The 26,982-nt window shown below is 39.5% G+C and carries 22 protein-coding genes; 16 read left to right on the forward strand and 6 right to left on the reverse strand.

What is annotated here, in order from left to right:
• On the forward strand, positions 1 to 2,205 hold the full coding sequence (locus JET18_RS08015; RefSeq protein WP_202090089.1) for a peptidase domain-containing ABC transporter: 2,205 nt from the start codon (positions 1 to 3) through the stop codon (positions 2,203 to 2,205).
• A gap of 520 nt (positions 2,206 to 2,725) precedes the next feature.
• On the opposite strand, the gene JET18_RS08020 is transcribed toward JET18_RS08015, so the two are convergent.
• Positions 2,726 to 3,091 carry a helix-turn-helix transcriptional regulator gene (locus tag JET18_RS08020; RefSeq protein WP_202090090.1) on the reverse strand — a complete coding sequence of 122 codons (366 nt, stop codon included), beginning with the start codon at positions 3,089 to 3,091 and terminating at the stop codon, positions 2,726 to 2,728.
• A gap of 332 nt (positions 3,092 to 3,423) precedes the next feature.
• Here JET18_RS08020 and JET18_RS08025 point away from each other — a divergent pair, with 332 nt between their 5' ends.
• The 14 genes from JET18_RS08025 (at position 3,424) to JET18_RS08090 (ending at position 18,939) form a co-directional block, all read left to right on the forward strand.
• Positions 3,424 to 3,756 (forward strand): single-stranded DNA-binding protein, encoded by a 333-nt coding sequence (locus JET18_RS08025; RefSeq protein ID WP_202090091.1) that lies wholly within the window; start codon positions 3,424 to 3,426, stop codon positions 3,754 to 3,756.
• Positions 3,757 to 3,770: 14 nt separating this feature from the next.
• The gene (locus tag JET18_RS08030) at positions 3,771 to 4,226 is read left to right on the forward strand and encodes an HRDC domain-containing protein (RefSeq protein ID WP_228728501.1); all 456 of its coding nucleotides are present in this window, start codon (positions 3,771 to 3,773) and stop codon (positions 4,224 to 4,226) included.
• A gap of 137 nt (positions 4,227 to 4,363) precedes the next feature.
• A complete protein-coding gene (hisS, locus tag JET18_RS08035) occupies positions 4,364 to 5,716 on the forward strand; it encodes a histidine--tRNA ligase (protein ID WP_202090092.1) in 1,353 nt (450 codons plus the stop codon).
• Between the two features lie 200 nt (positions 5,717 to 5,916).
• Positions 5,917 to 6,678, forward strand: coding sequence for a GntR family transcriptional regulator (locus JET18_RS08040; RefSeq protein WP_202090093.1), 762 nt, complete (start codon positions 5,917 to 5,919; stop codon positions 6,676 to 6,678).
• A gap of 60 nt (positions 6,679 to 6,738) precedes the next feature.
• The gene (locus JET18_RS08045; protein WP_202090094.1) at positions 6,739 to 10,059 is read left to right on the forward strand and encodes a glycoside hydrolase family 38 N-terminal domain-containing protein; all 3,321 of its coding nucleotides are present in this window, start codon (positions 6,739 to 6,741) and stop codon (positions 10,057 to 10,059) included.
• A 25-nt stretch (positions 10,060 to 10,084) separates the two neighbouring features.
• The gene (locus tag JET18_RS08050) at positions 10,085 to 11,032 is read left to right on the forward strand and encodes an ROK family protein (protein WP_202090095.1); all 948 of its coding nucleotides are present in this window, start codon (positions 10,085 to 10,087) and stop codon (positions 11,030 to 11,032) included.
• A gap of 25 nt (positions 11,033 to 11,057) precedes the next feature.
• A complete protein-coding gene (locus JET18_RS08055) occupies positions 11,058 to 12,812 on the forward strand; it encodes a class I mannose-6-phosphate isomerase (RefSeq protein WP_202090096.1) in 1,755 nt (584 codons plus the stop codon).
• A 5-nt stretch (positions 12,813 to 12,817) separates the two neighbouring features.
• On the forward strand, positions 12,818 to 14,167 hold the full coding sequence (locus tag JET18_RS08060; protein ID WP_202090097.1) for a sugar porter family MFS transporter: 1,350 nt from the start codon (positions 12,818 to 12,820) through the stop codon (positions 14,165 to 14,167).
• A gap of 453 nt (positions 14,168 to 14,620) precedes the next feature.
• Positions 14,621 to 15,526, forward strand: a complete 906-nt coding sequence (locus tag JET18_RS08065; RefSeq protein ID WP_202090745.1) for a PH domain-containing protein — start codon at positions 14,621 to 14,623, stop codon at positions 15,524 to 15,526.
• 13 nt (positions 15,527 to 15,539) lie between these two features.
• On the forward strand, positions 15,540 to 16,379 hold the full coding sequence (locus JET18_RS08070) for a PH domain-containing protein (protein ID WP_202090098.1): 840 nt from the start codon (positions 15,540 to 15,542) through the stop codon (positions 16,377 to 16,379).
• A gap of 11 nt (positions 16,380 to 16,390) precedes the next feature.
• Entirely contained in the window at positions 16,391 to 17,038 is a 648-nt protein-coding gene (locus JET18_RS08075) for a GNAT family N-acetyltransferase (protein WP_202090099.1), read from the forward strand.
• A gap of 63 nt (positions 17,039 to 17,101) precedes the next feature.
• Positions 17,102 to 17,635 (forward strand): PH domain-containing protein, encoded by a 534-nt coding sequence (locus JET18_RS08080; RefSeq protein WP_202090746.1) that lies wholly within the window; start codon positions 17,102 to 17,104, stop codon positions 17,633 to 17,635.
• A gap of 6 nt (positions 17,636 to 17,641) precedes the next feature.
• Positions 17,642 to 18,139 carry a hypothetical protein gene (locus JET18_RS08085; protein ID WP_202090100.1) on the forward strand — a complete coding sequence of 166 codons (498 nt, stop codon included), beginning with the start codon at positions 17,642 to 17,644 and terminating at the stop codon, positions 18,137 to 18,139.
• Positions 18,140 to 18,147: 8 nt separating this feature from the next.
• Entirely contained in the window at positions 18,148 to 18,939 is a 792-nt protein-coding gene (locus JET18_RS08090; protein ID WP_202090101.1) for a class I SAM-dependent methyltransferase, read from the forward strand.
• 222 nt (positions 18,940 to 19,161) lie between these two features.
• Here JET18_RS08090 and JET18_RS08095 read toward each other — a convergent pair whose 3' ends face one another.
• The 3 genes from JET18_RS08095 to JET18_RS08105 all read right to left on the reverse strand — a co-directional run bounded on the left by JET18_RS08095 (position 19,162) and on the right by JET18_RS08105 (position 21,622).
• The gene (locus tag JET18_RS08095; RefSeq protein ID WP_202090102.1) at positions 19,162 to 19,398 is read right to left on the reverse strand and encodes a YtxH domain-containing protein; all 237 of its coding nucleotides are present in this window, start codon (positions 19,396 to 19,398) and stop codon (positions 19,162 to 19,164) included.
• Positions 19,399 to 19,495: 97 nt separating this feature from the next.
• A complete protein-coding gene (locus tag JET18_RS08100) occupies positions 19,496 to 20,338 on the reverse strand; it encodes an isoaspartyl peptidase/L-asparaginase (protein ID WP_202090103.1) in 843 nt (280 codons plus the stop codon).
• 396 nt (positions 20,339 to 20,734) lie between these two features.
• The gene (locus JET18_RS08105; RefSeq protein WP_202090747.1) at positions 20,735 to 21,622 is read right to left on the reverse strand and encodes a cyanophycinase; all 888 of its coding nucleotides are present in this window, start codon (positions 21,620 to 21,622) and stop codon (positions 20,735 to 20,737) included.
• Between the two features lie 203 nt (positions 21,623 to 21,825).
• Here JET18_RS08105 and cphA point away from each other — a divergent pair, with 203 nt between their 5' ends.
• On the forward strand, positions 21,826 to 24,453 hold the full coding sequence (gene cphA, locus JET18_RS08110; RefSeq protein ID WP_202090104.1) for a cyanophycin synthetase: 2,628 nt from the start codon (positions 21,826 to 21,828) through the stop codon (positions 24,451 to 24,453).
• A gap of 379 nt (positions 24,454 to 24,832) precedes the next feature.
• Here the strand turns inward: cphA and JET18_RS08115 are convergent, their stop codons facing one another.
• Both JET18_RS08115 and JET18_RS08120 read right to left on the reverse strand, forming a co-directional pair.
• On the reverse strand, positions 24,833 to 25,327 hold the full coding sequence (locus JET18_RS08115) for a MepB family protein (protein WP_228728502.1): 495 nt from the start codon (positions 25,325 to 25,327) through the stop codon (positions 24,833 to 24,835).
• 152 nt (positions 25,328 to 25,479) lie between these two features.
• The gene (locus JET18_RS08120) at positions 25,480 to 26,664 is read right to left on the reverse strand and encodes a hypothetical protein (protein ID WP_202090106.1); all 1,185 of its coding nucleotides are present in this window, start codon (positions 26,662 to 26,664) and stop codon (positions 25,480 to 25,482) included.
• Between the last annotated feature and the right edge of the window lie 318 nt (positions 26,665 to 26,982).

The following is a 26,982-nucleotide window of genomic DNA, read 5'->3' on the forward strand; positions in this document are numbered from 1 at the left end:
ATGAAAATTATTATTCAGCATGATCAGATGGATTGCGGGCCGGCATGTCTTGCAATGATAGCCAGTAATTACGGAAAAAATTACAGCCTGCAGTACCTGCGTGATCATTCTTTCATTACCAAAGAAGGCGTATCTATGTTCGGGATCGTAGAGGCTTCAAAAAAAATAGGCTTTGAAACCCTTCCGGTAAAACTAACGGTGGAAAAGCTGATCAGCTCTCCGAATTCACTGCCCTGTATACTGCATTGGGGGAAGAATCACTTTGTTGTTCTAAAAAAAGTAACAAAGAAATTCATGTCCTCAGAATACACTTTTCAGATTGCAGATCCCGCTCATGGCCTGATTTCCATAAAAGAACAGGAATTCAAAAAATACTGGATTTCCAGCGAGAATATGGGAATTGCCTTAATATTAAAACCTTCAGAGGAGTTTTTTGCCATGGAAGTTCCTCAGGAAAAAAAGATTACCCTGAGCTATATCCTGAAATACCTTACCCCGTACAAAGGCCAGCTGGTACTCATGTTTCTGCTTTTACTGGCAGGAAGTGCCATTACACTGGTTTTTCCTTTTTTAACGCAGGCCCTGATTGATAAAGGCGTAAGTGCTAAAAATTTAAACCTCATTGCACTGATTCTTCTTTCCCAGTTGGGACTCTTTCTGGGTTCCATTACCATAGAGGTCTTCAGAAACTGGCTTATGCTTTTTATAGGGACAAAGCTGAGTATCACCATTATTTCAGAATTTTTGAAGAAAATGCTTCAGCTTCCTATCAGGTTTTTTGATACCAAAAAAATGGGAGATTTTAACCAGAGAATTCAGGATAACGAAAGAATAGAGGAGTTCCTGACCTCCCACAGTCTTCTTACCTTTTTCTCAATTATTAATTTCTCTGTTTTTTTCGGAGTCCTGCTGTATTATGACTATACGATTTTGATGGTCTATCTTATCCTGACTGTTCTCTCCATCGGCTGGTCTTTCTACTGGCTTAGAAAAAGGAAAATTCTGGATTATCTCCGTTTTCAGCAGCGGGCAGAAAATCAGGAATCTGTATTTGAGATCATAAAAGGCGTTACCGAAATGAAGCTCAATCAGTTTGAGGATTTCAAGCGCAGCCAATGGGAAGAAGTACAGCAAAAATTATTTAAAGTCAATATCAAAATATTAAAGTTGAACCAGATTCAGCTTTCCGGCTTTGAATTTATGAACCAGCTGAAAAACATTCTGGTGACCTTTTTAGCAGCTACACTTGTTGTAAATGATAAAATGACGCTGGGAGGGCTGTTGAGTGTCTCTTATATCATCGGGCAGATGAACTCTCCCGTCAATCAGCTGATCAGCTTTTTCCGTTCCCTGCAAGACGCAAAACTAAGTCTGGAGAGATTGAATGAAGTACAGAGCTATCCCGCTGAAGAAAGTCCGGATCAGATTGATCTGTTTCCTGAAAAACTAGAAAACCAGCAGCATTCGAAAGGAATCCGGTTTGAGAATGTAAGCTTCCAGTACGGAGGCAGCAAATCCCCTTACGTACTGAAAAATATCAATCTGCTGATCCCGGAAGGAAAAATAACCGCCATCGTAGGAACCAGCGGAAGCGGGAAAACCACGCTGATGAAGCTGCTACTGAAGTTTTACGAACCTACCGTAGGAACCATTTCTTATGACGGAATAGACATTGGAGCCATTTCCCCAAAAAACTTAAGAAGCGGATGTGGGGTAGTGATGCAGGACGGCTATATTTTTTCAGATACCATCGAAAGAAATATCATTACAGGACATAAAGAGGGCGACCAGGACAGGCTGATGCAGGCTGCCAGAACAGCTAATATAGACGAATTTGTAGAGTCTCTGCCTTTGAAATTCAATACCAAGATCGGAGCTTCAGGCAACGGGATATCCGGCGGCCAGAAACAGCGGATTCTTATTGCCAGAGCTGTATACAAAGATCCTCACTACATCTTTTTCGATGAAGCTACATCTGCTTTGGATGCTGAAAACGAAAAAATAATCCATAACAATTTGCAGGAGTTTTTTAAAGGAAAAACCGTGATCATCATTGCACACCGCTTGTCCACAGTGAAAAATGCTGATCAGATTCTGGTTTTAAAAAATGGTGAAATCATTGAAAAAGGAAGCCACCAGCAGCTGGTAAACCATAAAACCGAGTATTTCAATTTAGTAAAGAATCAGTTGGAACTGGGAGTGTAGGGATTAAAAGCCAGTTTAAGAATAATAAGAGGCCGTCTCAAAAGTGAGGCGGTCTTTTTTGTGACTTATCAAAAAAATTAAATTATTTGTGTTCTTGGGGCTTAAGAAAATCAAAAATTCTCAGTTAGAGGAATGCCCCCTTGCTTTATTCCAACTATAAAAACATAAGTTTTTACCTGTTTTTTTGTTTTGTTGGGCAATCGCAATGGCGCAAGGTTTTTTTATGCTTTGTGAATATTTAAGACGCAAGAAAATCTAAGATTTTCAGCAAGTAGAATGGTTGAGATTGCTTCGTCGCTTTGCTCCTCGGAATGACAGCAGTACTCAATTTTATCGGAGATAAAATCTTTGCGCCTTATAACATATTTTTATCATAAAGCTTGCGTCTTCGCGTATTCCAACTATAAAAACATAGGTTTTTTGCTTGTTTTTCTGCTTTGTTGGAACATCTCACGAAAAAAAGCGCTCCAATCCGGAACGCTTTTATATTTTAAAGTCAAAAAACATTTATTTCAACCCGTTATTTTTTCAATTTGCTGATTTCTTCTTTCAACAGACCAATATATTCCTGCATAGTTTTAATAATTTCTATGCTTAATTCGTTGCTGATATTTGTAACGTTACCAGTATTGCTCCCGAGATTAGCTCCCGGACTGTCGTTAAATACAGGATTTTCTATGACAATGGTAGTTTCGTCTTCTTCATAAATTTCCTCCACCGGTACCTCCAGAAACCGGGCTATTTTCTCCCATTCGGCATGAATGATTCTCACATTGCCGCTTTCTTTTCTGCTGTAATTAGAAACATCCGTTGCGATAACATCCGCAATCTCCTGCTGGGTGTAGCCTTTTCTCTTTCTTGCCGTGCGTAATTTTTCTTTTTGCATATCAGACATTTTTACAAATTTGCAAAAAAAAATTAACTTATTGCAGAAAAAAATACGTCTATAATAAAAGGGTTTTCAATGTTTTTAAGACAGTGATGAAATTTATTTTATCACATGCTTTTGCTGCATTAAATTTTCAATTTAAAGTCAGGATAAATATATTTTTTATATTTTTTTCTTAATTCAAATAGTCATTTACAAACGACTACAAACGATTTTAAATAATTTCTTACCGACTAAGCTGCTGTGGTGTAACAATCTTTGCAACAGAGATTTGAGAAAGACAGTGAACGTCTCTTATCTGAATTATTAATCTTAAAAATTTTAAAGCTATGTCACTAAGAAACAAAGTAACATTAATTGGTTACACAGGAAAAGAAGTAGAAACCATCAACTTCGAAAGCGGAAGTCTGAAAGCGAGTGTGTCTTTAGCCACCAGCGATCATTACACCAATGCCAAAGGCGAAAAAGTAGAAGAAACACAATGGCACAACCTTATTGCTTTTGGGAAAACAGCTGAGATCCTTCAGAAATATGTACCCAAAGGAAAGGAAATAGCCGTTGAAGGAAAGCTTACTTACAGATCGTATGATGATAAGGATGGCGTGAAAAGGTATATTACAGAAATCAGAATCGAGGAGATCCTGCTTTTAGGAGGTAAATAAATCTAAAAACGCACATGATGAAAGTAAAAGTTTTTAAAATCAGACTTCCTGAAGAATTTCTCTATAAAGATCAGAAAATGCTTGATGATTTCCTGGAAGTAAACGAAATTATAAAAGTGGAAACCGCTTTTGTAAATGATGAACGTTATTGGTCCGTAATCCTGTATTTTGAAGAACTGAAGACTCTTAAAAATACGGTGAAAGAACCAAAGGCTGTAAAATACTCTGCAGATAATGATACTTTAAACTCCGATGAAGAGAAAATTTTAAATGCCCTGAAATACTGGAGGTCCGAGAAAGCGAAGGAACAGAATCTCCCCACTTATTTCATTGCGAGCAATAAAGAACTCATGTCTGTAGCCAAGTACAAGCCCGTGAAAAAAGAAGAACTGCTGGATATCAAAGGTTTCGGGAAACATAAGATTGAAAATTATGGCGAAGAGATCCTGGAGATCCTTGAAAGTGTCTGATTTTTTGGATTAAACAATCACAATGCATCGAAAGCTGGAGAAGATTGCTTCTTCAGCTTTTATCTTTCGGAAAAGTCCTTTCAATTGCTTATTTTTGCAATCAATATCATTATCAATCATCAATTATCGCTTATAAAATGAAGCCAAGTTTAGCAAAAGGAACGAGAGATTTTACAGCACAGGAAGTTTCCAGAAGAAAATATATCATTAATATTTTACAGAATAATTTCGAATTATTCGGGTTTCAGCCATTGGAAACACCAAGCTTTGAAAATCTTTCCACATTGACAGGGAAGTACGGAGAAGAAGGGGACCGTTTGATCTTTAAGATCTTGAATTCGGGAGAATACGCTTCTAAAGTAAATCAGGAAGACTGGGATAATAAAAACCATCAGAAACTTATTTCTCAGATTTCAGATAAAGCCCTTCGTTATGACCTTACTGTACCTTTTGCAAGATTTGTAGCGATGAATCATGGGAAACTGACTTTTCCTTACAAGCGTTACCAGATTCAGCCGGTATGGAGGGCGGACCGTCCTCAGAAAGGAAGATTCAGAGAATTTTACCAGTGTGATGCGGATGTGGTAGGAAGTGAAAGCCTATTGCAGGAAGTGGATCTGGTTCAGCTGTATCTGAAGTCGTTCTCAGATCTTGGAATTCCTGTTACCATTCATATGAACAACAGGAAAATTCTTTCCGGTCTGGCAGAATATGCGGGTATCACAGACAAGCTGATCGACTTTACGGTGGCTTTGGATAAACTGGATAAAATCGGGAAAGACGGTGTTGTGAAGGAGTTATTGGAAAGAGAGATTTTTCAGGAATCTATTGATAAATTAGAGTTCCTGTTCAATCAGTCGGATGACGCACTGGAAAACCTTCTTCAGCTTAAAGAAAAATTTGCAGACAGCGAAATTGGCCTGAAAGGAGTGGAAGAACTGGAATTTGTTCTTACCCAATCTCTGAATCTGGGGGTAGATATGCAGAATCTTGTGTTTAATATCACTTTGGCCAGAGGTTTAGATTACTATACCGGAGCTATTTTTGAAGTGAAAGCGGATGAGGTGGCCATGGGCTCTATCGGCGGCGGCGGAAGATATGATAACCTTACAGAAGTTTTCGGGGTGAAAAATATTCCGGGAATCGGGATTTCATTTGGTTTAGACAGGGTTTATCTCGTGATGGAAGAGCTTAATCTTTTCCCTGAAGAAGCTTCATCGAAGACTGAATATTTATTCGCAAATTTTGGAGGAGAAGGAATTGTAGATGCTTTAAAACTGATCATGCAGTTGAGAGCAAAAGGAGTTTCTGCGGAGCTTTATCCTGAAAATGCAAAAATCAACAAGCAATTTACCTATGCAGAAAAGAAAGGGATTAAAAACCTTGTTTTCTTAGGAGAAGAAGAAATAAAAAACGGAACAGTAACTTTTAAAGATCTTGAAGCCGGAGAGCAGAAAACACTTTCTCTGGAAGAGTTTTTAAGTCTGTAAAGAATATTTTAACACCCAATAATCCCATTACAACTAGTCTTTTGAGCATATAAAAATGCAGACAGACTTTCGTAGTGGGATTATTTTATTTTTGAACATTCAGAGTTTCTGTTTTTCGATATTTATATGGATATAAACTTTTTTTTATTTTTTAGTTTTCCAAAAGAAAAAATAATTACATTTGCCATAATATTATATGTATGAACATACCAACAAAGGATTTTACCATTGATCATAAAAGTAAGCTGCCATTACATGTACAGGTTGAAGAGCTTTTTCGTAAGCTCATCAAAGTAGAACCTTACAGTAAAGGAGCTTTGCTTCCCAAGGAAGTTGATCTGGCCAATCTTTGGGGTGTTTCAAGAAATACAATCCGGCAGGCAACCAATAAACTGGAACATGAAGGCCTCATTGTAAGAAAAAAAGGAATTGGCACCCGAGCCGCGGAAAAGAAAAGTCTGGTAACAGGTCTGGACCATTGGTACAGTTTTACAAGAGAAATGCAGGAAAAAGGAATTGAGGTCATTAATCTGCTTCTTAAAACTGAGCTGGTGAATTCAAATGAAACGATTTGTAATTTTTTTAACTGCTCTCCGGACAAAAAAATATTCAAACTCTCCAAATTAAAAGGGGAGAATGCTGATGAACCCATCGTTTATTTCGAAAGCTATTTTCATCCGAGAATAGCTCTGGATAAAGATGATGATTTTAATACACCTCTGTATACCATGCTGCAGGAAAGCTATGGAGTAGTGGTGCACCAGTCAAGGGAAAATATCAGTGCCTGCCAGGCGGGAACAGTACTGGGTAAAAAACTCAAAGTACCGGCTGCATTTCCGGTATTGAAACGGGAGCGTTTTGTGTATGATATCAATGGAAAGCCGGTAGAATATAATATTGGCTACTACAGATCAGATAAATTCACGTATACCATTGAAATTGCAAAGTCATCTGACAGTTAAGATCTTTTTTATAATTATATATGTTCAAACATTCTTACATAAAATTTTAAATACAAAACTATGGGTAATCGGTATTTCATTGTGTTACTGTTTTTTATACTGTCCGGTCAGAAAGTGTATGGTCAGAAAAAAGTTCCATTTTTTGGTAAAATAGAGTCTGTGAGTGGCTATGCCCGTGAAATCAGCGGCGAAAATATCAGCTATTTTTCTGCATTTCCGGAACATGCTACCCAGGCATTGCTTACCCGGACTACAGATGGTGCCAAAACCATTGAATGGGAAACGGATCTTGTCCCTGCAAAAATATCCGGTCCATATGTTTATTTCAGCTGGCTGGTATCTCATTCTTCCGGAACCAGCGGAGGAGAGCGTCGTTTCGATCTTTCCATCAATGATCAGAAAGCGCTGACACTGACCACACAGCCGGGCAATAAAAACCCTGACTGGATCTCAAAGGCAGCAGACAGCACCGCTTTTGTATTTCATCAGACCAAAACAGATGGCTTAAAAGATTCTTACGGAATTGCTTATCTGCGGGTCCCCGTTAAGAAATTAACACCCGGAAAACCTCTCCGTTTAAAACTTACAGGACAGGCCCAAAACAGCAGGGATTGGTTTATGACCTACAAATTTACTTTTCAGGAGAAAATGGATGCCGTGCTCACACCTTTTATCCTGAAAGATGGAAAAAGGGTGGTTTCTCTTACTACGCTCCACTTTGGAAAAGATCAGAAGATAACGGCTAAGGTTAGCAATAAGGAAACGTTTTCTTTTACCGTGCCTGATGGTGTGAAAAGCTTTGAAATTCCGGTTTCAGCAAAAGAGAATTCTGTGGTAATCAATGTGTCTTCAGATGGAAAAGAGCTTTATCATAAAACATTTCCCTTAGAACATGTAGTACCCCGGACGCTGTATTTTGTGCATCACTCGCATACGGATGTAGGATATTCGCATCTGCAGGCGGAAGTGGAAAAAATTCATACCAAAAATATCTATGATGCGCTTAAAATGATAGAAGAAACGCGCCATCTGCCTGAGGAAGCTCGTTTCAAATGGAATGTGGAAGCACTTTGGGATGTGGAAAATTTTATGCAGAAGGCAACACCTGAAGATATAAAAGCTTTTGTAAAAGCCGTAAAGGAAGGAAGCATCGGTCTTTCCGCCATGTACGCTAATATTTTAACAGGAATAAGCCAGCCCGAAGAACTCTTCCATTACACTGAATATGCTCAGAAATTGGAGAAAGAATACGGTTTATCCATTAAAAGTGCAATGATGTCTGATGTTCCGGGTTTTGCATGGTCTTTAGTTCCTGCATTACGTTCTTCCGGGGTAAAATATTTTTCCAGCGGACCGAATTATCTGGGGAAAAGCAATCCTTATTTAGGTGACCGCGTAGGACATTTCGTGAAAAACTGGGGCGACCGTCCGGTATGGTGGCAGTCACCGTCCGGGAAAGATAAAATACTGTTCTGGACAGCCGGAAGAGGATATTCTTCATGGCATGGCGTTCATCCGGGGGATGTTTTTGAAAGCGGACAGAGAAAAATTGCAGAATATCTGGATGATCTTACCAGAACCAATTATCCCTATGAGATGGTGCAATGGCGCTACAACATCGTGGCAGATAACGGTCCCATTGATACATCCGTCTCAAAATTTGTAGACGAATGGAACAAAAAATATGCATCTCCAAAAATAGTACTGAGTATCAATGAAAAGATGTTTGAAATATTCGAAAAAAAATATGGCGATAAGATCCCTGTAGTAAAAGGTGATATCAGCCCTTACTGGGAAGACGGAGCCATGTCTACAGCAAAAGAAGAAGGGATCAACAGAAACAGCAGTTTGAAGCTACAGCAGCTGACAACCCTTTATTCGATGATTAATCCAGGTTTGTATAGCAATCAGAAGTTTTATGATGCCTGGAGAAACGTGATTCTTTTCCATGAGCATACCTGGGGAGCGTTCAACAGCATTACAGCGCCGGATCTTCCGTTCGTAACCGATCAGTGGAAAGTAAAGAAACAGTTTTCGCTGGACGGAAATACTATGGCGAATACTTTAGAAGAAGATTTACTGAAACCACTCACAGCTTCCCCATCAAAGAACATTACAGTATTTAATACTTCCTCATGGGTACGCAGCGGAACGGTGATCATCTCTGATATGGCAGATGGAAACGCCGTTAAGGACTCAAAAGGGAATACAATTCCGGTACAGAAACTTGGAGACGGCAAGGCTGCATTCACTGCGGTAAATATCCCTCCACTGGGTTCTGCTTTATATACCGTTATTAAGGACAAAACAAAACCAGCAAGTCCTTTCACCGTATCAGATTCTCAGATATCCAATGGAAAAGTGACTGTGGGCTGGGATGCAAAGACAGGAAGCATTACCCGTTTTACGGATAACAGTGCCGTGAATCATGCCGGAAATTTTAATAATCAGGGATTGAACAGCTATTGGTACGTACCGGGCTCTAATCCGGAAGAAGCAGTTTCCAGTTCAAATGTTAAAGTCAAAGTATTGGAGAATGGACCTGTCATGGTTAAAGTTTCACTGGTGTCAGAAGCACCGGGTGCCCGCAAATTGGAAAGGATTATCACTCTGTTTGCCGGAAGTGATGAAGTTTTACTGGAAAATATTATCGACAAAACTCCTGTACGAACCAAAGAATCCGTTCATTTTGGATTTCCTTTTAATACTGAATTTAAAAATATAACCGCAGACGCCGGTTATGGGATTATGAAATATTTAACCGATCAGCTGCCCGGATCCAATATGGATTACTGGTACAGCCGCCGCTGGCTGGATGCTTCTTCGGAGAAAAAAGGAATACAGTGGATGATGATTGAAACTCCGTTAACGGAAGCTTCAGCCATGATAGACGAAAGAATGACCATTGATAACAGCCACAAAAAATGGAAAGATAAAGGAACTCCGGGCACCACGAACTGGTTCAGCTATGCGATGAACAATTACTGGCATACCAATTACAAAGCGGATCAGGAAGGGCCTGTGCATTATCACTATGCACTCCGTCCTCATGAAGGGTTTAATGCTGTAGAGAACGAAAAATCGGCAGCGGCGTTTACACAGCCTCTCATAGCGGTTCAAACCAACGAAAAAGTATCAGGTGGAAGCCTGTTTAAGATGAGCAATGATAAAATTGTTGTCACTACCATTACCCCGCAGGAGGATAAGAGCTTGCTGATCAGGCTTTATAATCCTGACGAAAAAGAGCAGATCAACACTTTTATCTGGGAGAAGCTTAAACCTAAAAGCCTTATCGATATGAAGACCGGAAAAACCATCTCACCTGACACAAAATTAAATGTGGCCGGAATGGATGTCGTGGAAATAAAAGCGGTTCTATAATGTAATGATCACTGAAATAAAAACAATGTCAAAACCAGTTATTGCCATAGACATGGGAGGAACCCGGATTAAAATCGGAATTGTGAAAGACAGTACCATTCTGGCTTCATCCTCCATCAGTGCAGATTCCGGGAATGGGTTGAAAAATAAACTTCCTTACATAGAAAAAGCAGTCAGAGATTTACTGAATCAGCAGGAGCTTTCTTGTGAAGATATTGCCGGACTGGGAATAGCTTCACCGGGTATCATCGACAGTCATGAAAAGAAAGTCCTTTCTATCGACAAAAAATTTGGTGATGCCCCCGGAATTGATTTGCAGAAGTGGTGCAGACAGGCATTTAATCTTCCTTTTACTATAGAAAATGACGCCCGTGCAGCCTTACTGGGAGAATGGAAATACGGAAAAGCAAAAAATTATGATAATGCTGTTTTAATGAGCCTTGGAACCGGAGTAGGAAGTGCTGCGGTAATGGAAGGAAAGCTTCTGAGAGGAAAACATTTTACAGCAGGCATTTTGGGCGGACATTTTGTGATCAATTATAAAGGTGAAATCTGTAATTGCGGGAATAAAGGCTGTGTGGAAACCGAAGCCTCCACATGGAAACTTACATCAATTGCAAAAGACAATAACAGTTTTTTAGACAGTAAAATGGCTTCCCTATCTTCTATAGATTATGAAGCCGTCTTTAAATGGGCAGAAGAAGGAGATTCCGTGGCAGAAGAAATCCGTGATCAGAGTCTGCAGGCGTGGTCTGCTTGTGCCATCAATCTTATTCACGCTTACGATCCAGAAATATTGGTGCTTACAGGCGGCATTATGGCGAGCAGTTCCCATATCATTCCTTACATCAGACAAAAGATAGAACAGCATGCGTGGACACCCTGGGGAAAAGTGAACATTGAAGAAGCCGCATTTCCCGGTTCTGCTGCATTGTATGGAATGAGCTATCTGGTAAATACGGATCAGAAATAATAAAAATCAATGAAATTGAATACTAATGAAATCGAATTACAATAAATTTCCGGTCACTGAAATAAAAGGTCAAAGCTGTACGGCAGGCTGGGAAAATATATTCAGTGAGGTTAAAAAAAACAATCCCAAAATAATAGCCATTGAATGCTATCCCGGTGTTTTTTTGGATGAGATTATAGTTGAGGTACAAACATTTTTAAACCCGGCTTTAATCATCAATACAGCGGAAGCGATGAAATCAGAAGCTGAAATCAGCGAAATGGTTCAGCCTTATGTTACAGATGATCCCGTTTTCGGAATGATGAATACCCTTGAGCTGGAAGATTATTTTGATGAAAAGAAAATATTAAATCTTCAGAAAATAATGAATGATACTGATGGAGGTGTGGTGATCATCGGGCCCGGAGCCGTCTTATTGGGCAGCCAGCCGGAACTGATCCTTTACGCAGATATGCCGCGGTGGGAAATACAGATGCGCTTTCGCAATAATACCGCCTGTAATCTCGGAAAAACAAATTACAGGGATCCGTTTTCCTATCAGTATAAACATGCTTATTTTGTGGATTGGCGTGTCTCTGACCGTTATAAAAAAAGAATCCTGAAAACCTGTGATTTCATCATAGATACCACTAAACCCGGTGAGCCTAAAATGATCAGTGTAAACGCATTGTTTGATGCTCTTGAACAAATAATTACCACACCGTTCAGAGTGGTTCCGTTTTTCGATCCCGGACCCTGGGGCGGACAGTGGCTCAAAGAAATATGTGATCTTGACAGAAGTGCTCAGAATTTTGCATGGGGCTTCGATTGTGTTCCTGAGGAAAACAGCCTTTTGCTGGGATTTGGGGATGAGGTCATGGAAATACCGTCAGCTAATCTTGTATTTTTTCAACCTGAAGCTTTATTGGGCGAAAAAGTGTACGAAGGTTTCGGAGATGAGTTTCCCATCCGTTTTGATTTTCTGGATACGATGGGAGGAGGCAACCTGAGCCTGCAGGTGCATCCGTTAAAAGAATATATCAGAGAAAAATTCGGAATGACCTATACCCAGGATGAAAGCTATTACATACTGGATGCTGAAGAAAATGCTTTTGTATATCTCGGGCTTAAAGAAAACATAGATCCTGAACTGATGATGAAGGATCTGGAAAGTGCCCAGCTTGGTGATATGGATTTTAATGCTGATGAATATGTACAGAAATGGCCGGTCCGCAAACATGATCATGTATCGATTCCCGCAGGAACGGTACATTGTTCAGGAGCAGATGCTGTCGTATTGGAAATAAGTGCTACGCCTTATATTTTTACCTATAAATTGTGGGACTGGGGACGTATGGGACTGGATGGGAAACCACGTCCTATATCACTTGAACACGGCAAAAATAATATCCAGTGGAACCGGGATTCATCCTGGACAAAGGAAAACATTCTGAATCTCATGGTTCCTGTTGCAGAAGGTGACGGCTGGCGGGAAGAACGTACCGGACTTGATGCCTGGTCATTTATTGAAACCCGCAGACACTGGTTTACGAAGAAAGTTCATCATCATACAGAAGGAACTGTGAATGTTTTAAATCTTGTAGAAGGGCGTGAAGCTATTATAGAAAGCCCTGATCACAGCTTTGAACCTTACATCGTCCGGTATGCTGAAACCTTTATCATTCCGGCAGGCGTTGGAGCTTATACCATTACTCCACATGGCGAGAGTGAAGGGAAGGAATGTGCCACCGTAAAAGCAGGCATTCGTACAGATATGATTAAAGAAAAAATTCTAAAATAACTCATATGAGGCAGACTGAAAACTCAAAAATCATTTATAAAGCAGTGCTGGTGGCATCAGTCGGTGGTCTGTTGTTCGGCTATGATACGGCGGTAATTTCCGGATCTATCGGATTTATGCGGACTTATTATTGTCTGTCAGATGCAATGACGGGCTGGACGGCTTCCTGTGCCTTATTGGGATGTCTGGTTGGTGCCATGTTCTCCGGAAAACTGAGTGACCGGATCGGGCGGAAAAAAGTGTTAATGATTTCTGCCTTGCTGTTTACCATTTCCTCTGTTGGAACAGCATTGGCTCCGGGCTTGTGGGTTTTTGTAGTATTCAGGATTATTGGCGGGATGGGAATTGGTATTGCCTCCATACTTTCACCCATGTATATTTCAGAAATGGCTCCTGCTGAAATCCGGGGAAGATTGGTTTCTATTTTTCAGCTGGGTATTGTGACGGGGATTTTGGTGATTTATTTTGTGAATGCTTATATTGCAGGAATCTATGATGAAAGCTGGAATGTTTTATATGGATGGAGATGGATGTTCGGCTCAGGGGTTATTCCTTCGGTGATTTTTATCCTGCTGCTTTTTACAGTTCCGGAAAGTCCGCGGTGGCTGGTCCGCCAGAAAAATTATTCTGAGGCTTTATCTATTCTAAACCGGATTCATGGAAAAGAAAAGGGTGCTCATGAACTTGAAACGATCAAACAATCGCTGACGGATACAACGCCTTTTTCCCTATCAGATCTGAAGGATGTAAAACTGAAGAAACCTTTAATAATAGGTATTCTGCTGGCCGTATTTTCACAGATCACCGGGATAAATGCCATTATGTATTATGCACCGGAAATTTTTAAATCAATGGGTGCGGGCTCCGGATCTGCTCTTTTTCAGACGGTTGTTATAGGTGTGATTAATGTAATATTTACCTTTGTCGCCATAAAATATGTGGATCGCTGGGGAAGGAAGACATTACTGCTGTATGGCATTACAGGAATGATCGTTTGTCTGGCTGTTGTGGGCTATACTTTCTATCTGGAAAAAACCGGATATATTATTCTGATCGCGATTCTCGGATATATTGCCAGTTTTGCCATGTCGCTGGGCCCGCTTACATTTGTGGTTATTTCCGAAATATTTCCTACCAAAGCACGCGGAACCGCAATGTCAGTAGCTACTTTTTTCCTGTGGCTTGCCGTCTTTGCGGTATCTCAGACATTCCCCGTATTCATGGGTTCTCTGGGCACAGCTAATACATTCTGGTTATACATGACTGCTGCAATTATAGCCTGGATATTCGTCTGGAAAAAAATCCCTGAAACAAAAGAAAAAACACTTGAAGAGATAGAAGAAGAATGGGGATAAACGATTAATGTAAACTTGTCTTACCTTGATAAACGAAGTGGCTTTGTTTAACTTAAAAAATATTCTAAGTGTAAAAAAACTTTGTTTATCCTTGTGATAAAAAAATATAAAAATATCTTGCTGATGGGTTAGTATGAAAAAAAAATCTAAAAAAACACTTGAAGAGATAGAAGAAGAATGGGGCTAAACGATTAATGTAAACTTGTGTTACCTTGATCAACGAAGTGGCTTTGTTTAACTTAAAAAATATTCTAAGTGTAAAAAAACTTTGTTTATCCTTGTGATAAGAAAAATATAAAAATATCTTGCTGATTATCTGAAAAATAGTCAGCAAGATCTGTTTTAAGGGTAAGGGTAACGTAAAAAAGAAAGTATAGAAGTTAAAACCGCTTGACAAATTGTAAAAATTACTTACTTTTAAAAGAAATTAAGATCAACTAAAAACATAAAACCATGATGAATACTCAATGTGCTTTATGCGGAACTGTCCTCACCTCCATGGATACGCTTTTAGGCGAAAACAAACTTTCAGATGGCGGAATCCTCTGCAATAAATGCCTGAATGCAGCCACTGCCGTCAATAAAGACCTGGTGTCCGACCTGATGAAGTACAATATTATGCAGATAAGAAATATGGTACCCGCTAATGAAGTTGAAGTAGAGAAACCGGAAGCGCTGGAAGATCTTCAGATTGTTATTTCCCAGCCCAGGATTGTTGAAACACCGTCTCAGAGTATTCAGTTTACTTATACGGCGGATGCGCCTACCAGACTTGATGAGATCAAAGACCAGCTTGTAGCAACAGGAGCCAAGCTCAGTCTTTTTGTCAACAGTGAAGTAGATGAATTGGTAAATGTGCTTGATAAAGATGAAAAAATTATAGCTGCCGCAGAAGGAAAATATCTGCATAACAACAGGGAAGGCCTTATTATAGGAACCGAAAGAAGAATAATTTTCGTAGATAAAAAGTTTTTCGGCGGAGTTTTTGAAAATGAATTTCCGTTCCACAGAGTAAGCTCCGTACAGCATGATACAGGCCTTATGTTTTCTACCTTAAAGGTTTTTACGTCAGGTTTTACCGGCGAGTTCAAACTCTACATAAAAAGTGCAGGGAAAGCTTTTGCTGATGCGGTAAAGGATTATGTGGGCCGCACTGAAAGCCAGATAAGAGCGCAACAGGAACAGGCGAGACAGCAACAAGCAGTACAGCAGACTCCAAAACCTCAGCAGGAGAGTGAAAAAGAAACGCCTGCGGTGATTTTGGAACAGCTTGAAAAACTGGGAAAGCTTCGTGAACTGGGTGTTCTGACCGAAGAAGAATTTGCAGAACAGAAGAAAAAATTATTGGCTAAACTTTAAAAAGATCATCAAAATGAGCAATACTTGCGTATTATGCAATGCAGAACTGAACTCAATGGATACACTGCTGGGAGAGAACAAACTTTCAGATGGAAGAAACCTGTGCAACAAATGTCTGGATAAATTGAGCAGTGCCCATCAGGAGCTGCTGTATGACCTTCATACATTCAGCTCCGATGATATTAAAAATCTTGTAGAGACAGGAAAAATAAAACCGGAAGCTCAGCAGCCCGAAGAAGAGAAAAATGAAGTCCAAAGCTTGCCTCCATACATTGATAATGGTGAAATGCCCCGCGATCTTTATAAACGAAGACTCAAAGAGATCACCTATCAGCTGGCACAGGCAGGCGCCAATCTTTCCATGTTTACAAAAGGAGAGATCAAAGAGCTGCCGCGCATTCTGGCTGTAGATGAAGTCATTCTGGCCGCAACAGATGCCCAGTTCCTGAAGACGGTAGATGCCGGAATTCTGCTGGTGACGCCTAAAAGAATTATTTCTGTTTCAAAAGCGATGTTTTCTCCGGTAAAAGTCAATCAGTATCCCAATGAAACCATTACAGGAGTAAGCTATGTTGACCATCAGCTATCACCCATTATAAAGATACATACCGACGATAGAACGGTTGATTTTGAATGTTTTTTTGACAAACTGGATGCAGAAACCTTTTACAGCTTTATTCAGAAGATTTATAATAAGGAAAAAGTGCAGCAACAAATCTCGGCAACAAAGCAGGCGGCATCAGACGTTATTTTAGAACAGTTGGAAAAGCTGGGAAAACTGAGGGAAAACGGAATTCTTACCAATGAAGAATTTACAGAGCAGAAAAAGAAGCTGCTGGATCAGCTTTCATAAATACTTACATCATGAAAGAAAGAGTATCTCATGATCTTGTCGGAAAATGGCTGAAAGGCTGGTCCCTCTCAAGACAGCTTCCGATTCCTGTGGAATACAGGTCCGGATTTAAAGTAGAAGTAGGAGACGAAAAACAAAAAGCCAGATATGTCTTTTCTGAATTGAATGATGATTTTATTGAACTCTCCGGACAGATTGAGGAACCCTGGATTTTCCTGAAAGTCTGTGCTACACCCGGTGAAGTAAAAAAACTCATCCCTGAAAAATGGGAAATACAGCCTCAGGGATATATGATGAAATGCTCTGGGCCCATGAAAAGTCCCGGCAGAAAGCTTTGTGAAGGTTACCATCTGGAATATGAGCAGTACAATTCCACAACATTGATAAAGATTCTGGCTGAGAATGGTGATTTAGCATCCTCCGGCTATGTGGTTTCATTAGACGGTCTGGCAGTTTACGACAGAATTGTTACAGATGAAAAACACCGCAGAAAAGGTCTTGGAGCTTTTTTAATGCTGGAACTTGAAAAAATTGTACGCTCAAAAGGAATTTCCAATCATTTATTAGTGGCTACAGAAGAAGGAAAAGCACTGTATGAATCCATAGGATGGGAGGTTTACAGCCCTTATACCTCTATCGTTATTACTCAGCAGATTTAAATTTTTCACCGGATCAAATGATTTTCCAAAAGAAATAGTAATTTAGGTTCCTAAACTATTGCTATGAGTGAAATGTCAAGACTCGATGAAATAAAAGAAGAGCTCGAAAAACTAAATATCAATCCCACCTTTTTCGCGAGAAAAGAAATTCGTGAATTACCCGATATACTTTCCCGGACCGAAAGGATTATCTATCTTGTAGAAGGCAGAAACAAAACAACCAACCATCATATTATTCTGGTAGCCACCGACAGGCGGTTGATTTTCGTAGACAAAGAGTTTATGTACGGACTAAAGGTAGAGGATTTTTCCTATGACAAAGTAAGCTCCATCCAATATGAAACCTCATTGATGCTGGGATCTATAGACCTCCATGTATCGGATAATATAGTTGAGATCGATGGCGTAGGAAGATATGAAGCAGAACTGTTCTGCGAAAAAGTAAGAGACTTTATGGCCCGCCCCAAAGAATATTTTCAGAATCAGCCTGTACCCACTGTTTTAGATCGGCTGGAACAGTTGGGAAGATTAAAGGAAAGCGGTGTTTTAAGCGAAGAAGAATTTAATGAGCAGAAGAAAAAGCTGCTTAAGCTGTAGATTCATATGAAGCCTTATCATTTATTTTTGATCATCATAACGGTCTGTTCCTGCATCAGCCAAAAGAAAAATGAGGCCTATATAAAAGAAATTGATCATCAGTCTCAGTTACTTGATGAGGGTACCGGGCTAAAAAAAGAAACCATTAAATCAGGGATCACCAGTGGAGAAACTGATAGAGTACTGTCAACCGTAAGTGTAATTTTTAATCCTGAACGTCCGGAATATATAAAAATTGAGAAAAAAACAGGAATTGACAGCATTTACAATAATGAATTCTATTACAGAAACCAAAAACTTGTTAAAGCAAAATTAAATATTAAAACTCATAAAGATTCCTTAGATTCTGATGCTGGCTATTGGGTTGCTTATTACCTGCATCGGAAGAAATGTATAAAAAAGATGAATGAAGACCCTGAAAGATCAGACTGTCATACAATAAAAGATGATGCTGAGATGGCAATTTTAGAAGGACTTCCATTACTCCCGGGGAATCTGAAATAAATAAAATCATGGAAAATTACTTAGAAATCAATAAGAATTCCTGGAACGCCAAGGTAGATCCGCACCTGAAGTCGGATTTCTATTTTGTAGATGAGTTCTTACAAGGAAGAAATTCTCTCAACTCCATAGAACTGGAGCTTTTGGGAGATGTAAAAGGAAAAACAATCCTGCATTTGCAGTGTCATTTCGGGCAGGATTCTATCTCGCTCTCAAGAATGGGTGCGGAAGTTACCGGAGTTGATCTTTCGGATAAAGCCCTTGAGGCGGCCAATGATCTGGCACAGCAATGTGGAACGGATACAAAATTTATCTGTTCGGATATTTACAGTCTGCCGGATGTTCTGGATCAGAAGTTTGATCTTGTGTTTACCAGTTATGGAACCGTAGGCTGGCTTCCGGATCTGGATAAATGGGCAGGAGTGGTCAGCCACTTTTTAAAGCCGGGCGGGAAATTTGTCATGGCAGAATTCCATCCCGTTGTGTGGATGTTCGATGATGATTTTTCAAAGGTAGGCTACAACTATTTTAATGAAAAACCTCTTGTAGAAACCTATGAAGGAACTTATGCAGACCGTACCGCAGATATCGTTCAGGAATATGTGATGTGGAACCACTCTTTGGCTGAGGTGATGCAGAATCTGATCAACCACAAAATAGAGCTGGAAATATTTCAGGAATTCGACTGGTCGCCATACCCATGCTTCAAACATTTAGATGAATTTGAAAAAGGAAAATGGAGAATTTCACACATAGGCAATAAAATTCCGATGGTGTACAGCCTGAGAGGTCAGCAGAAGTAAATTTTAAAAGTGCTGGAAGATGGAGGATGGAAGCCGGAAGTTACTGTTGATCGTAATTTTAAACTTTTAGCATTAAAATATATAAGAGGATTCTAAAGTTGAGCTTTCAGGCTTCAATAACTTCCAACTTCAGACTTCCATCTTCCAGCCTATAAGAAAAGTCATCGTAATCCTTAGACTACGATGACTTTCTATATATGAATGTTAAAAAAACTAATCTGTTTAGCTTAAAGAATCTTCTGCCTTTGTTTTAGCATCATCTACTTTGTTCTGAACCTGGGAAGCTACTTCATTGGCTTTATTTTTCACGTCATTTCCCCACTTATTCAGATTGTCTTTAGCAGTGTTGATTTTATCTTTTACTGCCTGCTTCTCTTCAGGAGTGGAATTTTTGTATTTCCAATATGCTAAAGCACCGATACCTAATAGAGCTAATAAACCTTTTGCTTTGTTTCCCATGATTTCTATTTTTAAAATTGTGTATTAAAATTTGTTACTGATTAACATGTAAAATACGTGCCAAAAAATCAAAGCTGATGATAAAAAAATGTTAAAATTATTGAAATACCTGAAATTCTTCACCGTCAAAACTGGCGAATACCATCGTGGGATAAGAATCCTGATGATACATATTTCCGTCTTTGTCAATAGCGATGGCGCCAGCAAAACCGTCAATGGTTTTCAGTTCCTCAAAAGTCTTGTTAAAGGCCTGTGCAAGGCTCATTCCGTCAGTAGTTCTCGTTACGATCTTTGCGGCAGTGGCATTGCTCACAATATCTTCACCTACTCCTGTACAGCTTACGGCACAGATGGCATTGGCATAATTTCCGGCCACGGTGGCTGAATCTGAAATTCTTCCGGGGATTTCAAAACCTTTTCCGCCTGTTGAGGTGGCAACAGCCAGCTTTCCGTCTTTATCAAGCGCTACACAGCCTACAGTTCCTTTTCCTCCGTTATTCAGTTTAGCTTCATATTCGCTTCTTCTTTGAGGGATTTCTGTGGAGAAATTTTCGAAACCATGTTCGGAAGCATAGATTTTAGCACCGTTTCCGCCTAAAACCCTGTCATCTTCATTAATCAGTGCTTTGGCCACAAAAACAGGATTTTTAACCTCCTGAAGATTGATGACGCCGCTCAGTTTCTGTGTTTCGCCATCCATAATGGCAGCACTCATCCGGATTACACCGTCACTTTGGATCTGGGAACCGATGCCGGCATTGTACAGCGGATCATCTTCCAACAGAGAAACAGCATATGCCGCCGTATCAAAGGCGGAATGCGTCTGAAGGTATTCAAATGCTTTTTGGGCAATACGTTGTAAAGAATTCTGTTTGGCTGTCTTTACTTCATGACTCTGATCACTTTCAGAGAAAAAACCGCCGTGGATGATTATTTTCATAGAGTTTTGTTTCGGATTTTCGGGATGCGGGTTTCGGGGTACTGTGTAGTTACCACAATTTATCTCGGTCTTAATTTATGAGAACAATATAAGAATTTTCTTTATATAAGTTTCGGGATGCGGGTTTCAGGTTTTCTGGATTCTGGATTCGAGGTTTTGAGATTCGGGGTAGATGGTGCGGGTTGGAAGTAGTTGATGAAATTGATTACAGCTAGCAGCAATGATTTGTTTTAAAATTAAAAAATATTAATTCTACAAAAATCATTCTGTCAAAAAATGAAAATACAACGCATAATTCAAATCCGAATCACGAGAATCTTCAAACCCCATATCCTTTACCTCGAAACTCGCGACTTAAAAACTCGAACCTCGAAAACCCGGATCACGCAACCCGCATCACTTATCCTGCGGTATCGGATTAAACTGTGAGTTCTCGATGGTAAGTTTCTTCGTGGTAAGGTCGTAATGATCATTCATAGACATCACGTGAACGGTCAGATTATCGATGGAAATAGGCTCCCCGAGATTGATGTTCGTAAGGTTGGTATCTTTAATGAATCTTCCGTCTACAAGAATAACAAGGCCGGAACCTACAGCGGTCATTATATCATTATAGATAAAAAGTCCCGTATCTTCACCAAGCCCGATTCCTAAGGTTCGTGGATTGTTCACAACAGCCTGGAAAAGACGTCCTATTCTTCCTCTCTGTACGAAATGCGTATCGATAATTACATTGTCGATCAAGCCAAGTCCCTGGGTTGTTTTGATTTCACCTTTTAAAAGAGATTCCGAGCTGCTTCCCTGGTAGATCATGTTCTCAGAGGCTGCGGCAGCACCTGCAGAAGTTCCGGAGTAAATAAAATCCTGTTCCTGGTATTTCAGTAAAATGGTATCGTGAAATCTTGTTCCTCCGAGAATAGATGTTAATCTCAGCTGATCACCACCGGTGAACATCACAACGTCAGCGGCATTGGCTCTCGCAGCCATCGCATCAGAGTTTGCTTCTTCGCGGTTGTGGATATCAAGGATGTTGACATTTTTGGCACCTAGAAATTCAAATGCTTTCTTATATTCTGTTCCTACAATTTGAGGGATTTGTGAGGCTGTGGTTACAATTTCAATGACAGAGTTTTCCTTATGTTTAGACTCGTTGATGATCTTTCGCAAGATCCCTCTCTCAAAGAAGTTAAGGTTTTTTTCAATATTCTGGTCGAAATCGGTTTCTGCAAAACTTCCTTTGTTTACAGCGCCTCCGATAATAATTAATTTTCCAACAGGTTTCATCATAGGGTACAAATTTAAAAAATAATTCACATTTAGCGAAATTCATACCACATTTTAAATTGATTTTTAATGTTTTAGGATAGTGAATTTTTTTTAATTCTTTTTTGAGAAATCTTTAAACGTGGTATAGTTTCATTTAGGGTTTTACATTATCTTTGATTTTTGAAGGAGTTATTGTTAACTGATAAAAATGCAAATAGATTATGAAAATTGAGAAGATACAGGCACTACGCGGGCCAAATATCTGGAGTATCAGAAGAAAGAAGCTGATACAGATGAGATTGGACCTTGAAGAAATGGAAAATTATCCTACGAACAAGATCGACGGGTTCAGGGAAAGAATTGAAAAACTGATGCCGTCCTTATTTACCCACCGGTGTTCGGAAGGAGTGGAAGGCGGATTTTTTCACAGGATCGAAACCGGAACCTGGATGGGACATGTCATTGAACATATTGCCCTGGAAATACAGACCCTGGCAGGTATGGATGTAGGATTCGGAAGGACCCGTGAAACGAAATCGCCGGGAGTGTATAATGTAGTATTTAATTATATCGAAGAAAATGCAGGAATTTATGCAGCGGAAGAAGCTGTGAAAATAGCAGAAGCTTTGATCGAAAATAAAGAGTATGATCTGCATGCCTGTATCCATAAATTAAAAGAGATCAGGGAGCGTGTACGTCTTGGTCCTTCTACGGGAAGTATCGTGGAGGAGGCCGTTTCAAGGAAAATTCCGTGGATCAGATTAGGAACCAATTCTTTGGTACAGCTGGGTTATGGGGTAAACCAGGAGCGTTTTCAGGCTACGATTACCGGGAAAACAAGCTCCATTGCAGTAGATATTGCATGCAACAAGGAATTAACCAAAAAAATGCTTCATGATGCGGCTATTCCTGTTCCCATCGGAGATCTGGTTGTAGATGAAGAGGGGTTAAACAGCGTTATCAAAAGAATCGGCTATCCCATTGTTTTAAAACCACTGGACGGAAACCATGGAAAAGGCTCATCCATCAATGTTAACGACTGGGAAGCAGCGAAAATAGGATTGGAGCATGCCCAGAAATATTCCAGAAAAGTAATTGTAGAAAAATACATTACCGGATATGATTTCAGGGTATTGGTCATTAATAATAAAATGGTTGCTGCGGCAAGAAGAGTGCCTGCCCATGTGGTAGGGGACGGCGAATTGAACCTTCAACAGCTGATCGACAAAGAAAATAGAGATCCGAGAAGAGGCTACGGCCACGAAAATGTACTTACCGAAATAGAAGTGGATAAAGATACTTCTGAGCTTCTTGAAAAATTGCATTATACACTGGAAACCGTTCCTCAAAAAGGCGAGGTGGTATATTTAAAATCTACAGCCAATCTTTCTACGGGAGGCACATCCATTGATGTGACAGATATGGTTCACCCTGAGAATATCACGATGGCGGAAAGAGTTTCCAAAATCATAGGCCTGGATGTATGCGGTATCGATATCATGGCGGAAAACCTTACCCAGCCTCTGAAAGAAAGCGGAGCTGCCATTATAGAAGTGAATGCGGCACCGGGATTCAGAATGCATCTGGCACCAAGCGAAGGACTTCCAAGAAACGTAGCGGCTCCGGTAATGGATATGCTGTATCCTCCGGGAAGACCTTTCACAATTCCAATTATTGCGGTGACCGGAACCAATGGAAAAACCACCACGACCAGATTAATCTCGCATATTGTAAAAAGCAACGGTTACAGAGTAGGTTTCACCACTTCTGACGGTATTTATATCCAAAATACAATGCTTTCCAAAGGTGATACCACAGGACCGCTTTCTGCTGAATTTGTTTTAAAAGATCCTACCGTGGAATTTGCCGTTCTGGAAACAGCCAGAGGAGGAATTCTGCGTTCGGGCTTAGGCTATTCGCAGTGTGATATCGGGGTTTTAACCAATATTGAGGAAGATCATCTGGGAATGAATGATATTCACAACCTGAAAGATCTGACCAAGGTAAAAAGAGTGGTTCTGGACAGCGTAAAGAAAAACGGTTGGAGCGTTCTGAATGCAGACAACGAATATTCCATGAAGATCATCAACGACCTTGACAGCAATGTTGCCATTTTCAGTATGGATGAAAACAATCCTCATATTGTAAAATTTGCCAAAGAAGGAAAAATTACCTGCATCTATGAAGAAGGTTTTGTAACCATTAAAAAAGGCGACTGGAAGATCAGAATAGGAAAAGCTAAAGACTTTCCGATTACCATGGAAGGAAAGGCCAGATTTATGATCGAAAATGTGCTGGCAGCGAGTCTGGCGAGTTATCTGTATGGTTTCGGAATTGAAGATATTTCGAATTCTCTGAGAACTTTTATTCCAAGTGCACAGCTCACACCGGGCAGACTGAATATTTTTAAATTCAAAAACTTTAAGGTTCTTATTGATTTTGCTCACAACCCTTCAGGGTATGAAGCCATCGAGGATTATCTTAAAAATGTAGAATCTACCAAGAAAATCGGTATTATTTCAGGCGTTGGAGACCGACGTGACAGTGATATCAGAGAATGCGGAAAAATTGCAGGAAGAATGTTTGATCATATTATTATCAGAAATGAAAAGCATCTTCGTGGCAGAACAGAAGAGGAAATCAATGGATTAATCATTGAAGGGATGCAGTCTTCCGGAAGAGATGTTAGTTATGAAATTATTCCAAAAGAAATTGAAGCTTTAAAACACGCCATGGGAATGGCTGAAGAGGGTACCTTCATCACTGCTTTAAGTGATGTGATTTCAAATGCCATTGATTTGGTTCAGGAATATCAGGCGCGGGAGCTGCTTGAAGACGATAAAAATTAATGAATAAATAAATCATAACAAAACCGGCTGAATTTTCAGCCGGTTTTGTTTTTTTAAGGTGCTGAAAATCTTCGATTTTCTTGCGTCTTAAAACATTCCCCTATTAAAAATCCTTGCGTCCTTGCACTTTTCCTACAAAAAAATATCAAGTACAAAATCTGCATTATCTCCTTAATCTGCGAGAATTTTTTAAACGCAAAGTTTTATGAAAAATGTGTTGTACTTTAAGGGTTGCAAAGAAAACAGCTGCGTTGCTGATGAAGCTGTATGAATAACCGTTCGCTTAATCGAATCAATCAGAGATTGATTCCATCTTTTCAACCTTTAAAAATATACAGAGTTACTGTAAAACTTTGCATTGAAAGAAATATCAGCTGCTTTATTTCAAACCCAACAAAACCTTAGCTTTTTCAAGAGAAGATTCTGGGCTATCGGAAAGATCAAGAAAATATTCCGTCTGCCATTTTTGGGTAGCCGTTGCCTGCTTATTTCCCGCAATATCCCAGCTTGGATAAACCCTAATGCCTCTTTTTCCAGTTTTATTCCCGTCAGATAAAATTCCTTTTTTTATGAGTATTTCTTTTGGGAAAATAAAAATTCCTTTGTTGTGATCTTTGGAAGCTGAAATCAGATAAAAGTCAAAAGAATCACCGGAATCAAACGGAGCAGTTTCTCCCTTTTCATCGCGCTTCCAGATGGTTACAAACTGGCCGGTTTTAGTAGGGGTTATTTTAGACGTTCGGAATTTAATATTCAAATGGCCGAGTGTAAAACTGGAGCCGGAATAGTCTTTAGATTCAGTGTCTTCTTCGATATTTAAAAGCTTTAGTCCGAGAGGCTGAAAAATAAGTTCATCAATATTTTTAAGATTCATCTGGTACATTTTTATTTTTCGTTGTTTAACTGAATTTTCTATTCAGAAGGAAAGATGGATATCGAAATCCAGTCTTACAAAAATAACAAATCCCTCTGAATTCAGAAGGATCTGTTGTATGAATCAGGATTTGATTTATTTCTTATTTTGCTTTATTCTTCTCCGAAAAAGGCATTGGAACTTCCGATCCAGATTGCATCTTTCTTGTTAAAATCTACGTTCACCATGGCGGCTTTTGTCATTCTTCCCAGATTTTCCAGGAGAACCGGGCGGTCTTCATTTTCGTGCCAGATATAAAGAAGTCTGATCTCTGCTTTTGAAAATTCTCCGTTGATATCTTCAAAAATCGGTTCGTAGCTTACTTTCCTTTGCAGAATGTAGTTTTCCTTATCTTCAATGGCTTCTGTAATATCTTTTGTAGGATTTAAATTCACGCCGCTTCCTGCAAAAGAAAACAAAGGTTTCAGTACAAAATTCTCCAGACTTTCAGATTCCGGGAACTCATGTAGAAAATAGCTTTTTGGAACAAACTGATGTTTCAGCATTGGAAGAAGAAACTTTGAGATCTTGAAAAACCAGTTAGGATGCGTGATCCATTGTACATCAATATCCTCACGGAAATCAAATCCAGCTTTTAAATCCGGAATTCTGTCAAGCTCGTCAAAAATTACCCGGTTGTAAATTCTTTTGATCTCAGTAAGTTTTCCATCGTTCTCATAGAACAGTTTTTTGCCTTCTTTTTTAACTTTCGTCAGGCATACGGTTTTTATTCCTAATAATTGTTCCGTTAATGCAAAATCAATAGCTGTTTTCTGTTTTTCAGGAAATATTTCAAGTAAAATAACATGTTCTGGATGTTCATCTCCTACGATCAGTTTTTTTAAATGATTCTTAAAATCATCATGGGGCATTTTATTCTTGATCTCAGAAAGGAAAGGGTAGACTTCACAAAATGTATCTTCAAAAGTCTTTTGAAAAGCATACAGGGAAGGGAAAGCCTGTAGTTCTATCAACTGGGGCTCGATTTGTCCGTTTTCGCTGCGGCAGATCCCGAAATCTATGGTGAAAAAGTGAGGCTGCAGTGTGTCATTGGGAACTCTGCAGTTGTCAGGAACAGCTTTGTAAAGGACTTCAGCAGGAAGTTCTTTGATCTGGTCAATTATACTATCACTGGCATCCAGAAGCTTGTTTTTAAACTCATTCGTCAGGAAGAGCGGGCTTTCTGAAATTCTGAAGGCAGGTTCTATGCCTCCTTTTTGGGCAAGGGCTTCTTTAAGCTGAGTGTATTTTTCCTGTGAAAATTCCTGATTGAACTGTTTTCTGTATTTTGGGATCATATTTTTTCTTTGTGATTTGATTTTAAAAAATCGAGCATTTCTGCCCGATTTTTAGTTGTATTGTTGTTAGTACAATATTTTATCTCAGGGATCATGCTTCGGCTCCGCTCAGCATGACATTTCTAATACCATCCGTCTTTTCAGCACTGTCATGCTGAGCGGAGTCGAAGCGTATTTTTTGCCCTGTGAAATATTTAAATTTTAGCGTGATCTAAAATAAAGTTTAATAATAATTCATAGATTTTAACCACAAAAGTCACAAAAGTTTTTAAAAACTTTAGATCACTTAAGACAGGTTTAAATATAATGTATAAAAGT

Source organism: Chryseobacterium endalhagicum (assembly GCF_016745235.1).
GTDB classification, from domain to species: Bacteria; Bacteroidota; Bacteroidia; order Flavobacteriales; family Weeksellaceae; genus Chryseobacterium; species Chryseobacterium endalhagicum.

Coding starts and splice junctions, on each gene's coding strand:
- JET18_RS08015 (WP_202090089.1), top strand. CDS start 1: ATGAAAATTATTATTCAGCATGATCAGATGGATTGCGGGCCGGCATGT.
- JET18_RS08020 (WP_202090090.1), bottom strand. CDS start 3,091: ATGCAAAAAGAAAAATTACGCACGGCAAGAAAGAGAAAAGGCTACACC.
- JET18_RS08025 (WP_202090091.1), top strand. CDS start 3,424: ATGTCACTAAGAAACAAAGTAACATTAATTGGTTACACAGGAAAAGAA.
- JET18_RS08030 (WP_228728501.1), top strand. CDS start 3,771: ATGATGAAAGTAAAAGTTTTTAAAATCAGACTTCCTGAAGAATTTCTC.
- hisS (WP_202090092.1), top strand. CDS start 4,364: ATGAAGCCAAGTTTAGCAAAAGGAACGAGAGATTTTACAGCACAGGAA.
- JET18_RS08040 (WP_202090093.1), top strand. CDS start 5,917: ATGAACATACCAACAAAGGATTTTACCATTGATCATAAAAGTAAGCTG.
- JET18_RS08045 (WP_202090094.1), top strand. CDS start 6,739: ATGGGTAATCGGTATTTCATTGTGTTACTGTTTTTTATACTGTCCGGT.
- JET18_RS08050 (WP_202090095.1), top strand. CDS start 10,085: ATGTCAAAACCAGTTATTGCCATAGACATGGGAGGAACCCGGATTAAA.
- JET18_RS08055 (WP_202090096.1), top strand. CDS start 11,058: ATGAAATCGAATTACAATAAATTTCCGGTCACTGAAATAAAAGGTCAA.
- JET18_RS08060 (WP_202090097.1), top strand. CDS start 12,818: ATGAGGCAGACTGAAAACTCAAAAATCATTTATAAAGCAGTGCTGGTG.
- JET18_RS08065 (WP_202090745.1), top strand. CDS start 14,621: ATGATGAATACTCAATGTGCTTTATGCGGAACTGTCCTCACCTCCATG.
- JET18_RS08070 (WP_202090098.1), top strand. CDS start 15,540: ATGAGCAATACTTGCGTATTATGCAATGCAGAACTGAACTCAATGGAT.
- JET18_RS08075 (WP_202090099.1), top strand. CDS start 16,391: ATGAAAGAAAGAGTATCTCATGATCTTGTCGGAAAATGGCTGAAAGGC.
- JET18_RS08080 (WP_202090746.1), top strand. CDS start 17,102: ATGAGTGAAATGTCAAGACTCGATGAAATAAAAGAAGAGCTCGAAAAA.
- JET18_RS08085 (WP_202090100.1), top strand. CDS start 17,642: ATGAAGCCTTATCATTTATTTTTGATCATCATAACGGTCTGTTCCTGC.
- JET18_RS08090 (WP_202090101.1), top strand. CDS start 18,148: ATGGAAAATTACTTAGAAATCAATAAGAATTCCTGGAACGCCAAGGTA.
- JET18_RS08095 (WP_202090102.1), bottom strand. CDS start 19,398: ATGGGAAACAAAGCAAAAGGTTTATTAGCTCTATTAGGTATCGGTGCT.
- JET18_RS08100 (WP_202090103.1), bottom strand. CDS start 20,338: ATGAAAATAATCATCCACGGCGGTTTTTTCTCTGAAAGTGATCAGAGT.
- JET18_RS08105 (WP_202090747.1), bottom strand. CDS start 21,622: ATGAAACCTGTTGGAAAATTAATTATTATCGGAGGCGCTGTAAACAAA.
- cphA (WP_202090104.1), top strand. CDS start 21,826: ATGAAAATTGAGAAGATACAGGCACTACGCGGGCCAAATATCTGGAGT.
- JET18_RS08115 (WP_228728502.1), bottom strand. CDS start 25,327: ATGAATCTTAAAAATATTGATGAACTTATTTTTCAGCCTCTCGGACTA.
- JET18_RS08120 (WP_202090106.1), bottom strand. CDS start 26,664: ATGATCCCAAAATACAGAAAACAGTTCAATCAGGAATTTTCACAGGAA.